The 14,166-nt window shown below is 42.3% G+C and carries 10 protein-coding genes; 5 read left to right on the top strand and 5 right to left on the bottom strand.

Translation table 11 applies throughout. The annotated features are described in order from the left end of the window. Positions 1-7: 7 nt before the first annotated feature. Both AACW90_RS06845 and AACW90_RS06840 read left to right on the top strand, forming a co-directional pair. Entirely contained in the window at positions 8-1,606 is a 1,599-nt protein-coding gene (locus tag AACW90_RS06845; protein ID WP_390232594.1) for an AAA family ATPase, read from the top strand. A gap of 2 nt (positions 1,607-1,608) precedes the next feature. Continuing rightward, positions 1,609-2,382 carry a general secretion pathway protein GspB gene (locus AACW90_RS06840; RefSeq protein WP_390232592.1) on the top strand — a complete coding sequence of 258 codons (774 nt, stop codon included), beginning with the start codon at positions 1,609-1,611 and terminating at the stop codon, positions 2,380-2,382. A 107-nt stretch (positions 2,383-2,489) separates the two neighbouring features. Here AACW90_RS06840 and AACW90_RS06835 read toward each other — a convergent pair whose 3' ends face one another. From AACW90_RS06835 to AACW90_RS06825, 3 genes are all read right to left on the bottom strand, one after another. Then, a complete protein-coding gene (locus AACW90_RS06835) occupies positions 2,490-3,101 on the bottom strand; it encodes a TIGR04211 family SH3 domain-containing protein (RefSeq protein WP_195704340.1) in 612 nt (203 codons plus the stop codon). A gap of 178 nt (positions 3,102-3,279) precedes the next feature. After that, positions 3,280-4,539 (bottom strand): inorganic phosphate transporter, encoded by a 1,260-nt coding sequence (locus tag AACW90_RS06830; protein WP_390232588.1) that lies wholly within the window; start codon positions 4,537-4,539, stop codon positions 3,280-3,282. A 106-nt stretch (positions 4,540-4,645) separates the two neighbouring features. Further along, positions 4,646-5,326 (bottom strand): TIGR00153 family protein, encoded by a 681-nt coding sequence (locus tag AACW90_RS06825; RefSeq protein WP_195704338.1) that lies wholly within the window; start codon positions 5,324-5,326, stop codon positions 4,646-4,648. Between the two features lie 210 nt (positions 5,327-5,536). On the opposite strand from AACW90_RS06825, the gene AACW90_RS06820 reads away from it, so the two are divergent. Beyond that, the gene (locus AACW90_RS06820) at positions 5,537-7,060 is read left to right on the top strand and encodes a CYTH and CHAD domain-containing protein (protein WP_390232585.1); all 1,524 of its coding nucleotides are present in this window, start codon (positions 5,537-5,539) and stop codon (positions 7,058-7,060) included. A gap of 212 nt (positions 7,061-7,272) precedes the next feature. Here the strand turns inward: AACW90_RS06820 and AACW90_RS06815 are convergent, their stop codons facing one another. Then, positions 7,273-8,067 (bottom strand): potassium channel family protein, encoded by a 795-nt coding sequence (locus AACW90_RS06815; RefSeq protein WP_390232582.1) that lies wholly within the window; start codon positions 8,065-8,067, stop codon positions 7,273-7,275. Positions 8,068-8,183: 116 nt separating this feature from the next. Here AACW90_RS06815 and AACW90_RS06810 point away from each other — a divergent pair, with 116 nt between their 5' ends. Beyond that, on the top strand, positions 8,184-9,782 hold the full coding sequence (locus AACW90_RS06810) for a methyl-accepting chemotaxis protein (protein ID WP_390232580.1): 1,599 nt from the start codon (positions 8,184-8,186) through the stop codon (positions 9,780-9,782). 137 nt (positions 9,783-9,919) lie between these two features. Then, on the top strand, positions 9,920-12,766 hold the full coding sequence (gene glnE, locus AACW90_RS06805; RefSeq protein ID WP_390232577.1) for a bifunctional [glutamate--ammonia ligase]-adenylyl-L-tyrosine phosphorylase/[glutamate--ammonia-ligase] adenylyltransferase: 2,847 nt from the start codon (positions 9,920-9,922) through the stop codon (positions 12,764-12,766). A gap of 72 nt (positions 12,767-12,838) precedes the next feature. Here glnE and tolC read toward each other — a convergent pair whose 3' ends face one another. Further along, the gene (gene tolC / locus AACW90_RS06800; RefSeq protein WP_390232574.1) at positions 12,839-14,152 is read right to left on the bottom strand and encodes an outer membrane channel protein TolC; all 1,314 of its coding nucleotides are present in this window, start codon (positions 14,150-14,152) and stop codon (positions 12,839-12,841) included. Positions 14,153-14,166: the final 14 nt, after the last annotated feature.

Raw genomic sequence — 14,166 nt, 5'->3', positions numbered from 1 at the left:
TTAGTAAATGTATAAGGATTATTTTGGATTTATTGAAGCACCATTTTCGATAGTTCCAAGTTCAAGATACTTGTTTCTAAGCTCTCGTCATCGAGAGGCAATGGTGCATCTTCAAGCCGGTCTTGGTGATGGCGGTGGATTTGCGATGCTGACTGGAGAGGTAGGGACGGGTAAAACAACCGTATCTAAAGCAATGCTAGCGTCTCTAAATGACGACGTAAAAGCGGGGTTAATTCTTAATCCAACCTTTTCAGAGACCGACCTCTTAGAAGCGATATGCGATGAGTTTAATGTTCAGTACCCCGAGAAAGCCACGCTTAAGCAGCTAACCAAAGGTATCCACCAGTATTTACTGGAAAATTTTGCAAATGGGTTTCAATCGTTATTGTTGATCGATGAGGCACAACATCTTTCATCTCAGGTTTTAGAGCAGCTACGTCTATTGACGAATCTAGAAACCGACAGCCAAAAGCTTCTTAAGGTACTATTAATTGGCCAACCTGAATTGCAAGTTAAGCTGCAAACTGTTGAGCTTCGGCAGCTATCTCAACGTATAACGGGTCGTTATCATTTGTTGCCGTTATCCGATAAAGAAGTGATCCAATACATCGAATTTCGTCTACACATAGCAGGAAGTCAACATTCATTATTTAGTGCTAAGGCGTCAAAAACTATTGCCAAGCACACGCAGGGTGTCCCTCGTCTGATTAATTTAGTGTGCGATAAAGCACTGCTGTATGCTTTTTATAGTGGTGAAAAAGAAGTGACTGCAGAACAAGCTGAAAAAGCGTGTCAGGACGTGATGTCATTTCAAGCACCGTTGACACCCACTATTAAGGCCCGTACAACCAACGCGTTTCCTACAATGTTTAGCGCGACCATGCTGGCGGTTATTCTGGTCGGTTTGGTGTTTAAATTTAATCAACCGATAGAATTCCTCATTCAATCCAATTTTGCGCCTATTCCCATGGTGGAATCTAGCCTTGAAAAACGACAGAGTATTGATGACGAATTACATGTGTTTATACAAAAAAGTCAAAATCAAATCGATGTAATGCAAGTACTGTATCGTTTATGGGGTGTGAAAGCGTCAGTATTAGATGCCAATTGTTCATCAGAAAGTACGCCATTTCATTGCGAAAGTCGTTTCGGGAATTTGCTGAACGTCATGGAAGAAAACAGGCCAGTTGTGCTGACCTTACAGAGCGAGGCGGGGACTTTTTATGCGGTGCTGTATAAGGTTTATCAAGACAAAGTTGAGCTATTGAATGGTCAGCAACGTGTCGTGTTAGCCACAGATTGGTTGCGCTCTAACTGGAACGGTGAATATCAAACATTGTGGTACAGTGAGATTGCTCAAGTACTGAAGCGGAATAGTGCAGGTGAAGATGTCCGAACACTGGATGCTATGTTGTCTAAAGTATTAGGCGATGAAAATATGAATAGCCAGATCTTTGATGTGAAATTAGAAAATAGAGTCAAAGCATTTCAAACGTGGCAAGGGCTCACGGCAGATGGAGTAGTAGGAAACAATACGTTGAAGCTACTTGATCAAATGACAACTGAGTTTTCACCTAAGATTATCTTGACGGAAGAGGGCTCTTAATCGTGTCTGAATTAATGAAATCTCTGGCACAGTCAGAACAAGGTTATAAAGCGATTCATACGCCATCACCTGTCACAGCACATCAATTTAGCCAACCAAAAAGAAAAAACAACTTGGTGTTGATTATCTCATTAATACTGCTGCCACCTGTCGCCTCTATTGCCTATATTGGCTATAACGCAGAACAATCGTGGCAGCGACAAACTGAACAGGCAATGCGGGCGTTTGAAGAGCAGCAAAGGTTGCCAAAATCACCTCTAGTGAAATTTTTGGCTTATCCTGAGTTTGCAGAGCTTAGAACCATCGAGCCACCGCAAGAGAGCCAAGTAAACAAAGCTAAATTAGTGGGACATACAAGCGATGAAGCGAAAAATTCAAACAATAATGTAAAACCGGTAAGTGATGACTTTCAACTTGAGTCTCTTGACCTTAGTGGGCTTTCTTCGGAACTTGCAGAGCGAGTACAAGACGCGTTAAATGGTGATGTATCTTCTCAATTACCATCATCCAACGACTCGCCTAACGATGTCGAGAAAATTGAATTGGTTGACTATGAGTATGTGTTTGAGGGGAAGCTCCCCGCCATGAACTTACAGACACATATGTATGCCGGCAATGTGCAACATCGTTGGGTGAAGATTAACGGTGTAGAGCTATATGAAGGGGACTGGATAAGTGCTGCAGTGCAATTACTGACGATTACTCCAAGATATATCACCGTTGGTTTTGATGGTGATGTTATTGAGATCCCAGCGCTCTATGAATGGCAGGGTTGATTGACAGAGATGTCATACTACTCTGGGGAAATAGAAAAAGGTCGCAATTATTGCGACCTTTTTAGGTTCTTTAATAGAGATAGGCTAATCGCGGAACAGAGTAGGAATTAAGCCCAACCGTTTGGTGCTTTTTTACGTCTAGGAACGATATGCGGAAGAACGAGTCCGAACAATAAGCCAATACCCGCTACACCACCGCCATACATGAAGTACTTAAGCAGTAGGTCTTCTTTTTGCGTATCTAGTTTAGCGCGTAGTTCTCGAATTTCTGTTTGAGAACTCGTCAGTTGCTGGCTAATGTCACTGTGATTCTGCTCTAGTTCAGCGATCTGTTTGTTACGTAAATCAAGAGATTGAACTAAACCTGATTTTGCTTCATCTGAGTTTTTGCGAGCATTAGAAAGCTGTTCTTTAACCGAGGATAATTCTGCTTCGAGCTTAGGTAAACGTTCTGCCATACTTGCTTGACGGGTTACAAACCGGCTTTCTACCCAACCTTTTCGACCCTTAGAGTCAACAACCTGACTGTATTTAGCCTTGGTATTCACATCGACAAGGTTAACTTTGTCACCTGCATCGACACTGCCGATGATACGAAATTCATTACCCGGACCAGCATGCATATAAGTGAATAGACTATCTGCGATGTACCTCGGTGCTGCAAATGCACTTGGTATTGAGAAGCAAACAAATAAAACAACATAAACCAATTTTTTCACAGTGTGTTCCTTACGAATTTATGGCGATAAAATCGTTACCATATTTCGTTCTAATCATTATTCGAATTTTCCAGTGGGAGAATAGTAAGAATTTTATGCTGTTCATGCAACTAAGAAGGCACGTATAAACGTGCCTTTTTTCACTTTTGAATCAAATATGACATTGCTCTAACATTGATTAGATAAATATCGCTTCCAAAATATAGAAAAATATCACAGCTAAAATAGCACCAGCAGGTAGGGTAATAACCCAAGAGATAACGATATTCCTAACAACTCCGAGGTTTAGTGCCGCAATACCACGGGCAAAACCGACGCCTAACACGGCACCAACCAATGTTTGCGTTGTTGAGATAGGTAAACCGGTACCTGATGCTAAAACCACTGTACAAGCGGTTGCAAGCTGAGCTGCGAATCCGCGACTCGGTGTTAATTCTGTTATGCCGGTCCCAACTGTCGCCATTACTTTATGACCCATGGTGGCTAGGCCGACCACAATGCCAATACCACCAAGCGGTAATATCCACCATGCGATGGCACTTTTAGATGAGATTTCACCCATATTTTCAATCGTTGCCGCGATAGCAGATAGAGGCCCAATGGCATTCGCAACATCATTTGAACCATGAGCAAATGCCATAGCACATGCCGTGATAACCATTAAGGTGCTAAAGATTTTTTCGACACCAGCAAAGCTGTGGTCATCTTTGCTTGCTTCGAATTTCTTGCCAATGTAGATGTAACCACCCACCATTACGCACGCCGATACGGCTATTGCCCAACCCCAAGCTTCAAAACCGGTTAGGTGTAAACCTATATGTTTTAGTCCTTTTTTTATCGTAACCAAGGCAATGACTAGAGTGGTTATGAACATATAAACAGGAACGAAACGTTTGGCATTGATAAGCGGTGTGGCGGTATCAAAGATGAGACGCTGTGCAGTGACAAAGATATAGTAAGCAATAATACCTGAAATTAGAGGGGTGACTATCCAACTACCCACAATGCCTTGAACCGATTTCCAATCTACAGCTTCTGAACCAACAGAAACAAGAGCAAAACCGATAATGGCACCTATAATGGAGTGCGTTGTGGATACTGGCCATCCTCGAAAAGAGGCCAATAAAAGCCAAGTACCAGCGGCTAATAGTGCTGACATCATACCAAAGACAAGAATCTCCGGCTGGCTTTCAAACAAAGAGGTATCGATAACCCCTTTACGAATGGTATCTGTAACTTCGCCACCCGCTAGGTAAGCACCGGCAAATTCGAAAATCATTGCGATAATAATCGCTTGTTTTACCGTTAGAGCTTTAGAACCAACAGACGTTCCCATAGCATTGGCAACATCATTTGCCCCAATACCAATAGCCATTAAAAAACCAAATAGTGCAGCGATAATAAGAAGGATAGTGCCGTAATTAGCGAGGGTATCCATTGTCATACCTTAATTTAAGAAACTCGGGTTATGCGCAGCGCACATTACTTTGATGCCATTTAATAGGCACAATGATTGAACCTGAATTTACAAAGTGATTGAAAAATTATGAACGAGAGAGCATCAGTTCTAAACGAGTACCTACTCGCTCAGCCTGATCGGCGATTTCGCCTACCCATTCAAGAATTTTGTACAAAAACATAACGTCAATTGGGTTATAGTCATTTTCAATGGCCATTAATTGTTGACGTAATTTAATTTGCAATATATCGGTGTCGTCTTCTATCAAGTCTAATTGATGGATCATCTCAGCCACTAAACTTACTTCACGGCCTTTGAATCCAGTTTCTATTAGCTCATCGAATTCTTGTACAACCCTATACGCAAGATGTGCTGAATCAATACAGCGCTTAACGTAGGCAATAAAGTTATCGTTGATAGCGTCAGGTATGTTCAGTCTGCGTCCAATGACACGGCCTGAAATATCTTTGGCGAGGTTAGCGAGTTTGTCCTGTTGGGTTATGAGATCCAACATGTCTGTACGGTCGACAGGCATAAACAATCCGCTTGGTAGTTTTAAGCGAATTTCACGCTTTAAAACATCGGCTTCCTTCTCTAGTTCAGAAATGCGTGCTCGAATTTCTTCCGCTTTTTCCCAATCGCCTTGATGGCAGGTTTCAAAAAACGGAATGAGCTGAGAACAGCATTCATCTACAACCGCTACGTGTTTTTGTAGAGGTTTTATTGGGGATTTGGCGAACAGCCCCATGATTGTATTTACTGGCATAGTGATCAAACCTAAAAAAATAGAACCTACATAAACCATATACCAAAAAAAAGTAATTGGTTGCCTAGGGCTATAAAGTCGCGCATGGTAACCTAATAAATTGACCAATTAAACTGATTTAGATCATCTATTCAGCTAAATTTCGATCTTGCGGTAGGCAAAAATAGGCAATATCCTGTGTAGGACTACTTTTAAAGGTATAAATAGCAAATGGAAACCGAGATAGAACTGAAGTTTTTTGTACGACCGGATTTTTCGGAAAAATTACGAAGAAAAATTGCGGAGGTTAAAACGCTTCAGAACAGTTGTAGAGAACTAGGTAATATCTATTTTGATACTCAAGACAACTGGCTGCGTGAGCACGATATAGGCTTACGTATTCGACGGTTTGATGAGGTTTATGTTCAGACTGTAAAAACATCTGGACGAGTGGTCGCTGGATTGCATCAACGACCCGAATATAACGCTGAACATAGTAGTAACTCTCCTGACCTAACACTCCACCCGAAAGATATATGGCCGCCAGGTAAAGACTTTTCCGAATTACAACACGATATCCTTCCTATATTTTCAACCAATTTCACCCGAGAACAATGGCTGGTAAGCATGGCTGACGGCAGTCAAATTGAAGTGGCATTCGACCAAGGTGTTGTGGTTGCTGGGGACAAAGAATCACCGATTTGTGAGGTGGAACTCGAGCTTAAGTCAGGACAAGCGGACTCACTTTTCACTTTGGCAAGAAGTTTAAGTGAAGAGGGGGGGATGCGCTTAGGCAATCTAAGCAAAGCGGCACGGGGTTATCGACTCGCTCAAGGTTATGAGGGAGACGAAGTAAAACCACTCGCTTTGGTGGAGACTAAATCCGAGGACAGCGTTGAAGTGTGTTTCGTGAACTCACTTGAACATGCTTTATCTCATTGGCATTTTCACGAACAGATATATTTTGAACACCCTTCGAATCAAGTGCTTGCACAAATCAGCAATTCGATCTCGTTTATCAGACAAATCTTAACGGTGTATGGTGGCATTGTTCCTCGAAGAGCAAGCGCATTATTGCGTCAAGAGTTGAAGTGGTTAGATGAAGAGCTTAGCTGGTTAAAAACGGCCGATTATATTGATGATCTTTGTGAAGATAAAGGCCATGCTCTTCGTAAACTTGATGCAAGAAAGGTACTGGTGAATAAGCTTATCAAGAGTAAAGAAGCGCTACCAACACAAGACGACATGATTACCTTATTTACATCTGCTCGATATACAGGGTTGCTTCTTGACTTAAGTCGTTGGTTAATGGGAAGAGGCTGGCACCCGTTCTTAGATGAAAAAGCAAAAGAGAAAATGGCAAACCCAGTTAAGCGCTTTTCTCAATACCAACTTGATCGAACATGGGCTGAGTTGATCGAAGCCTTTCCACCTCATACCGCGCTCACACGTTATGAATATATAGAACAACGCTATGGGCTTATGAGGAACCTTTATACTGGTATCTGTTTTGCGTCGGTGTACGACATTGACCAACGCAATAATTTCCGTATGCCTTGGGATGATCTTCTCCACGGGATTGACGATCTACTTACGTTAAGACCACTCGAAGAGCTCATTAACCACAAAGAACTTGATGAAGAAGACAGAGGTCAACTGGAAAGATGGCTTGCGAGACAGGAGGCTTCCATTTTACATGCAATGGAACAAACCCGAGCAATGAGTATAGAGGTTCAACCTTATTGGAGTAGCTAAAAGATCTTGAGATAATATTCCTCTATTAACGAAAAGGTGGCCGACGAATGTTGTCCACCTTTTCGTTATACCAGACTCTGTTTATGATCAACATGAATGTCATTCCGCCGACGGCTCAAGACATCCTTGTACGCTTAGTAATGGGCCTCCCTACCCATTGATGTCGGCTTATGACAGCCAGATTGCTGATCAGTTAATTTTCCGAATTGGTTTTACTCTTCTTTTGAATTTAACTTATTGTCAATCGACTGTTCTAGTAGCTCAATTTTTTCCACTAGGATTTGTTGGTTTGAGATGAGCTTTTCTAATAATTGATTGTTTTCAGCTAATTGATGATTTTTAAGAGATTGGTCATGTGGGTTATTAAATTTAGGCGTGGCGAGCAACGATGTGATTAAACCTGAAATCATACCAAATATACCTACACCGCAAATTAAGATTACTGAGGCAACAATTTTGCCTATGTCTGTTGTTGGATAGTGGTCGCCATAACCCACCGTTGAGACGGTCACCATGGCCCACCATAATGCGTCCCCAGCATTATTTATGTTTGCATCTGGTTGTCCCCCTTCTGCTGCGAGAATCGCGGTTGAGCCAATAGTAAGTAGAAAAACCAGTAGCAATAAGATAGAGGCAAGTGTCGCTTCTTTTCTATTTTTATTTATTTGCTGAAAGATGTGTTTTCCCGATTGAATAACCCTGATTACCCTTAATATTTGGAATATTCGGGCATAACGAAGGGGCTCTATTAACGGTATGCTTGCGAGATAATCTATCCAATGCTCCTTTAAAAAAACGAGTCGGTTTTTAGAACGAAAGAGATCGATTGTGAGCTGTAACAAAAAGAGACTACAGATTACGCTGTCGATGCCGATAAGTAAGGAATAGGTATCTGGCGAAGGTTTAAAGAATATCAGTCCAGAGATCACAAATAAGGATAAAAAGGATAGTACCAGTGACATTAAGCTCATTGGTTTGACGTCATTTTTGATATGATGTTTTTTCATTCGAGGCTCAAATTAATTATAAAGATGCTCAGTGTCGCCATAATAAATGGAAGAGAAACTACATTTATTATTTAACTAACGAGTTAAGTAGTACCAGAATACGTGGAGAATTAGGAATGGCAAGTATCACAATTAAACCATGGGAAAGGGTGATAACCGATATACGGTTAGTTCCCAAACTGTGTATGCTGATGGTTTTTAGCACGGTTTTAATTATTTCTAAGCAATTATGGGATGCTCGGACATTCTACGACTCCTCTACTTCTATTCAGGTAGAACAGATTGCAATTGAAGCAAATTCTGAAGCAAGCCTCATTGATATTATCTTATCCAATAATTCGGATACGCAAGCGGCTGAATCGGCGATTAAAGCGATGTCCAACCGCAGCAGTAAAAAACATTTTACCTATGTTTTAGATAGGGATAGTGGCAAGGTTATTGGCCATCCTGATTTCTCTTCTCTAAATTCGATGACGTCGATCACAAATGATGGGAATGCGGTAAAGCAACTGCTCTCTCAATTATCTAACAGCCAAGATATTGAGTTAGTGGGTGGAGAAAGGTTTGAGCATGCTATTAAACTGTCCAATGCCAATTGGGTTGTTGTGGTATCACAAAGTTCGGATGTGTCACAGAAACATTATGATGCCTATATAAAACAGGTTATCTGGCAAACATTGATCATGATTATTGTTTTTGTCGGCATTTTACTTGGCGCGGCCAATGTCATGTTGCGTCAAACGACTTATATTGCAGAAGCAATCAAAGGTATGGCAGGAAAAGATCTTTTAACGCCAATTGAATTAGATTGTAAAGATGAATATGGCGATTTAGCGAGAGAGCTTGAAAGAACCAGAGTGCAGCTTCAAGATGTCATAAAAGCTCAGGTTGAAACGTCTCAAGAGCTCTCAAGCATGACCGAAGTGATGACCATCAGCATGTCAGAAACAAAAGAGTCGTCACAAGAGGAGTTTGGTGAAATAGACCAACTCGCGACGGCAATGAATGAGATGAGTGCAACGGTTCAAACGGTTGCAGAACATGCGCAGAGTGCCTCTTCAGTAACGGAAAAAGCGTTGGTTCAAGCTCAAACTGGTCAGCAATTTGTCCTCGATAGCGTCAGTAAAATGAGAGAGTTATCAAAGGATATCAGTCAGTCAGCAGAGGCAGTGAATCAAGTTGAAGTTAGAGTTGATTCAATAAGCAGTGTGGTAGGTACGATTCAAAACATCTCTGAACAGACCAATTTGCTGGCGCTAAATGCAGCGATAGAAGCGGCTAGAGCGGGTGATGCAGGTCGTGGATTTGCAGTAGTCGCAGATGAGGTACGTAACCTTGCACAGAGCACGCAAAAGGCGACAGTTGAAATACAAGAGATGATCACCCAGCTACAAAATAGTGCAAGTTCCGCCGTTAATATGATGGAAAAAAGTGTTGTTGAAGCGGCAGATGGTGCTGAATTAGTAAGAAGTGCCGGAGATGAGCTCAGTGGTATCGTTGATCAAGTCACCAGCATTAATGATATGAACGTACATATTGCGACAGCAGCAGGTCAACAGAGCAGTGTTGCAGACGAAATGAACCAAAACCTAACGAATGTTAGAGGATTGGTTGAAGCCTCGGTCGTGGTGGTTTCTGAACTATTGGAAATGTCGGAAGAGATGCAAGGTAATGCAGAAGAATTGGACGGAAAAATCAAATCCTTCCAAATATAGTTACCTCAGAGATCACGTAACTTGCGTATATAAGGCCTGCTCAGTTTTAGCAGGTCTTTTTTATTGCTAGAGTATAGTGAATCTGAACCGTTCAGGTTAGGGTCTCAATAACAAATGGAAATGAACAAGGATGTCAGATGCAACTGCCCGATAGCTTTCTTTTGGATTATCAATTCGCCTATTCTCAACTTAATGACGACTCTCAAAGACGTATTGAGACATGGTCAACGCCTCTCAAGGTAGAACTAAAGCGTGTCTTATCGCTCAGTAAGTTTGTTTCTGAATCTCTTTCTCAAGACGATGAATTGGTGCGAACGTTACCTGAAATGTTATCTGGAAAGGAACGGTGTCATACCTATCGGGAACGGTTGGCTGCACTGCTAGATAGCTGCAACGATGAAAATGGTGGGCTTAAGGTATTGCGCCAATTTAGACGAAGGGAGATGGTCTACATTGCGTGGCGAGATTTTGCCAATAGCTGGAGCCTTGACCAAAGCCTCGGTCATCTATCTATGTTGGCTGAAGCGATGATTTTTGAGACCTATCGCTGGCAATATCAGCTCTGTAGCGCGGAATGGGGAACGCCCTGCAACGCGGATGGCGAACCTCAACCTATGCTGATAATCGGCATGGGCAAGCTCGGTGGTGGTGAACTGAATTTCTCATCGGATATCGATCTTATTTTCACCTATCCTGAAAACGGAGAGACACAGGGCGTACGCAGAAGTATCGCCAACGCCCAGTTTTTTACTCGGCTCGGCCAACGGATCATTAAAGCATTAGATCAACAAACCTTTGACGGCTTCTGTTATCGAGTCGATATGCGGCTACGACCATTTGGCGAAAGTGGTCCATTAGTGATGAGCTATGCCGCCATCGAAGATTATTATCAAGAGCAGGGACGAGATTGGGAACGTTATGCCATGATAAAAGCCCGCGTCATGGGAAGTGAAATGTACCCGGAATATCAAGAGTTACGACAGATGCTAAGGCCTTTTGTATTCAGACGTTATATCGATTTTAGTGCCATCCAATCGCTTCGACGGATGAAGTCAATGATATCCAGTGAAGTCAGGCGCAGAGGTTTAGCGAATAATATAAAATTGGGCGCAGGTGGTATACGTGAAATTGAGTTTATCGCACAGGTATTTCAATTGGTTCGTGGTGGTAGAGAACCCAGCTTAAGAGGGCGTGGGTTATTAGAAACCTTAGCGGCAATTAAGACACTTAATCTGTTGGACGTGGCGGAAATTGATCAACTAGAAGCTTCATATCGTTTTTTGCGTAAGCAAGAGAACCTACTACAAGCGATGGCAGACAAGCAAACTCAAACCCTACCTGAAAATGAATCTGATCAACTGAAATTAGCATGGGCCATGGGCAAAGAAACCTGGCAAGAGCTATTGCAAGAGACGCAAACTCATATGCAATCCGTTCATCGTATATTTGAGCTATTAATTGGTGATGAAGAAGAAGAAAGTACCGCGGTGAAAAAACACTTCTCTGAGCTTTGGGATATGGCACATAACGAAGAAGTGATTGAGCACGTTTTAGCACAAGATCTTTCAAGAGAGAACCCACTGAAAGAAGCTCAAGTGATCATTCAATTTAAGAATGATTTAGCTAAAAAAACACTTGGACCAAGAGGTCGAGAAGTTTTAAATAAGTTGATGCCTAAGGTCTTTCAATCCATATTTGCGCATAAAGATGTCGAATTTGGTCTGTCTAGAGTTCTTCATATTTTGCATAAGATAGTGACTCGAACAACCTATCTAGAGCTTCTTGATGAGCACCCTGCCGCTCTTACCCAACTAGTGCGTCTTTGCACGGCAAGCCCTATGATCTCGGAGCAACTCAGTCGATACCCTATTTTGCTTGATGAACTATTAGACCCAAACCAACTGTATAATCCAGTACCGTTAGAATCTTATAGGACGGAGTTACGAGATTACTTAGCACGTATTCCAGAAGACGACATGGAGCAGCAGATGGAAGCGCTGCGACAGTTTAAACAGATTTGCAGCCTAAGAATTGCCGCTGCCGACATTGCCGATGTACTACCGGTGATGAAGGTAAGTGATCATTTGACCTCCCTTGCGGAAGCCATTGTAGAAGCAGTTATTAATCAAGCATGGTTACAACTGTCTGAAAAATATGGAGAGCCTACTCATCTAAAAGAGAGAGAGGGCAAAGGGTTTGCTGTTGTCGGTTATGGGAAAGTGGGTGGCTGGGAGCTAGGATATAACTCTGATCTCGATATCGTTTTTATGCATGACTGCCCTGTAAATGTGTACACAGACGGAAAAAAAGAGATTGACGGAAGGCAATTTTACTTACGATTAGCTCAGAGAATCGTCCATATTTTTTCAACTCGAACGGCTTCCGGTATTTTGTATGAAGTGGATACTCGTTTGAGACCTTCTGGTGCATCTGGGCTTTTGGCCAGCCCCACTGACGCATTCGAAGAGTATCAACAGACAGAGGCATGGACTTGGGAACATCAGGCGCTTGTTCGCACGAGGCTGATCTATGGAGATAAACCATTAGCACTGGCCTTCAATGAGATACGACATAACGTGCTCTCTAATGAAAGAAATAAGGCAAAACTGAAGCAAGATGTTGCAGAGATGCGAGTGAAGATGCGAGGGCACTTAGGTGGAAAGAAAGCGGGACGATTTATGCTTAAACAAGATAAAGGGGGCATCACGGATATCGAATTTCTCGCACAGTATTTGGTTCTCTCTTACAGCAACGAGTACCCTACATTAACTCGTTGGTCTGATAATGTGAGAATTTTCGAGTCGTTAGCAAGCCAAGGTATTATTGAAGAGCAAGAAGCATTAGCTTTAAACAGAGCCTATACAACCCTGAGAGATGAAATGCACCACAGAAATTTACTTAACCAAGATGCGGATGTGGATGAGAGCCGCTTCATTGAAGAGCGTGATTGCGTTAGGCAACAATGGAACAAATGGTTTGTTTAGAACTTAGGAACTGACTAAAAAAAGAGGTTGGCATGGCCAACCTCTTTTATATTATCTAACCACCAGATAAGCTTACTTTTTAGCGATTTCTGGTGCTTTAAGACCAGTATTGATGTCTAGGATCTCTTGCTCACTTAGTGTGCCAGTCGCATCACGTAAATTTAGAACGCTGATGATGTAGTTATATCGAGCATCAGACAGGTTACGGTTTGCATCATAAAGACGGCGAGTGGAATCTAATACATCAACAATGGTACGTGTACCTACATCGAATCCAGCCTCTGTCGCTTCTAGGGCGGATTTAGCCGACACTACCGATTGCTCATAAGCTCGGATAGTCCCAATTGTTGCATTGATATTGTTGCTTGAACTGCGAACTGTAGTGACAATGCTGCGATACGTCGCTTCCAAATCTTCACTTGCGGCTACATAGTTAAACTCGGCTTGTTTGACCTGAGATGTAATGTCACCACCAGTATATAGAGGCACAGAAAGATTCAGGCCAACATTGAAAGTGTTTGCATCATAATCACTGTTACTTTCGCCTTTATCTGTATATCCGTATCCACCATCGAGTGTTAGTGAAGGGAGATGTCCAGAGCTTGCCAAAGAGATGGAATCACGAGCGATATCTTGCGAAATTCTTGCCGTTAATAGCGTCAAGTTTTTAGTCTGTGCTAATTCCATGAGTTGTAGAGCTGACTCTTGGGTTTCGCTAGTTGAGAACGTTTTGGTGTCAAGAACCTTAAGATCGGTATGCTCACGACCTGTGATTTCACGAAGTGCTTCATAGCTGTTCACAAGGTCATTTTCACTGACGACTTCATTTGCCAGCACAGTATCATATTCTGCTTGTGCGTCATGAACGTCAGTAATAGCTGATAGGCCAACTTCGAAACGTTGCTTTGTTTGTTCTAATTGTCTTGCGACCGCTGCTTTTTCGGCACGAACAAATTCTAGGCTATCCTGAGCTCGAAGTACTTCAAAGTACGCTGTAGAGACACGTAGAATTAAGTTTTGTTGTTGAGCCGCATAGGCGGCATCCGCTTGTCTGGCTGATTTCTCTGCCGTATCGAGAGTGATCCAGCTTGAGCGTTGATAAAGCTCTTGCGAAAAATTAATACCCGCAGCTAATGTGTTATTTTCAGCACTGTCATAATCACTACGTGTAATATCGTAGCTAGCAGTTAAATTGATTTGAGGCAAAAGGGTTGCACGACTAGAAGTGATTGCTTCAAATGCGGCATCACGTTGGGCCGCTGAGCGTCGCAGTGTCGGGTCGTTGTCTTTTGCCAAATTATAGATTTCAGCAAGATCATCAGCAAGAGCGATGGTAGAAGTAGTACCTAGCGCAGCACTGATAAATAAAGGAAGCAGCTTTTTCATTTTGTTTGTTCCTG

Origin of the sequence: Vibrio frigidus (genome assembly GCF_042465995.1) — a bacterium.
In the GTDB taxonomy this organism is placed as follows: Bacteria; Pseudomonadota; Gammaproteobacteria; order Enterobacterales; family Vibrionaceae; genus Vibrio.
The sequence above is the reverse complement of the archived record's forward strand: the minus strand, read 5'-3'. Positions and strand labels throughout refer to the sequence as shown.

Excerpts from the sequence above, each read along its gene's own strand:
- AACW90_RS06845 (WP_390232594.1), top strand. The coding sequence starts at position 8 with ATGTATAAGGATTATTTTGGATTTATTGAAGCACCATTTTCGATAGTT.
- AACW90_RS06830 (WP_390232588.1), bottom strand. The coding sequence starts at position 4,539 with ATGGATACCCTCGCTAATTACGGCACTATCCTTCTTATTATCGCTGCA.
- AACW90_RS06825 (WP_195704338.1), bottom strand. The coding sequence starts at position 5,326 with ATGCCAGTAAATACAATCATGGGGCTGTTCGCCAAATCCCCAATAAAA.
- AACW90_RS06820 (WP_390232585.1), top strand. The coding sequence starts at position 5,537 with ATGGAAACCGAGATAGAACTGAAGTTTTTTGTACGACCGGATTTTTCG.
- AACW90_RS06815 (WP_390232582.1), bottom strand. The coding sequence starts at position 8,067 with ATGAAAAAACATCATATCAAAAATGACGTCAAACCAATGAGCTTAATG.
- AACW90_RS06810 (WP_390232580.1), top strand. The coding sequence starts at position 8,184 with ATGGCAAGTATCACAATTAAACCATGGGAAAGGGTGATAACCGATATA.
- glnE (WP_390232577.1), top strand. The coding sequence starts at position 9,920 with ATGCAACTGCCCGATAGCTTTCTTTTGGATTATCAATTCGCCTATTCT.
- tolC (WP_390232574.1), bottom strand. The coding sequence starts at position 14,152 with ATGAAAAAGCTGCTTCCTTTATTTATCAGTGCTGCGCTAGGTACTACT.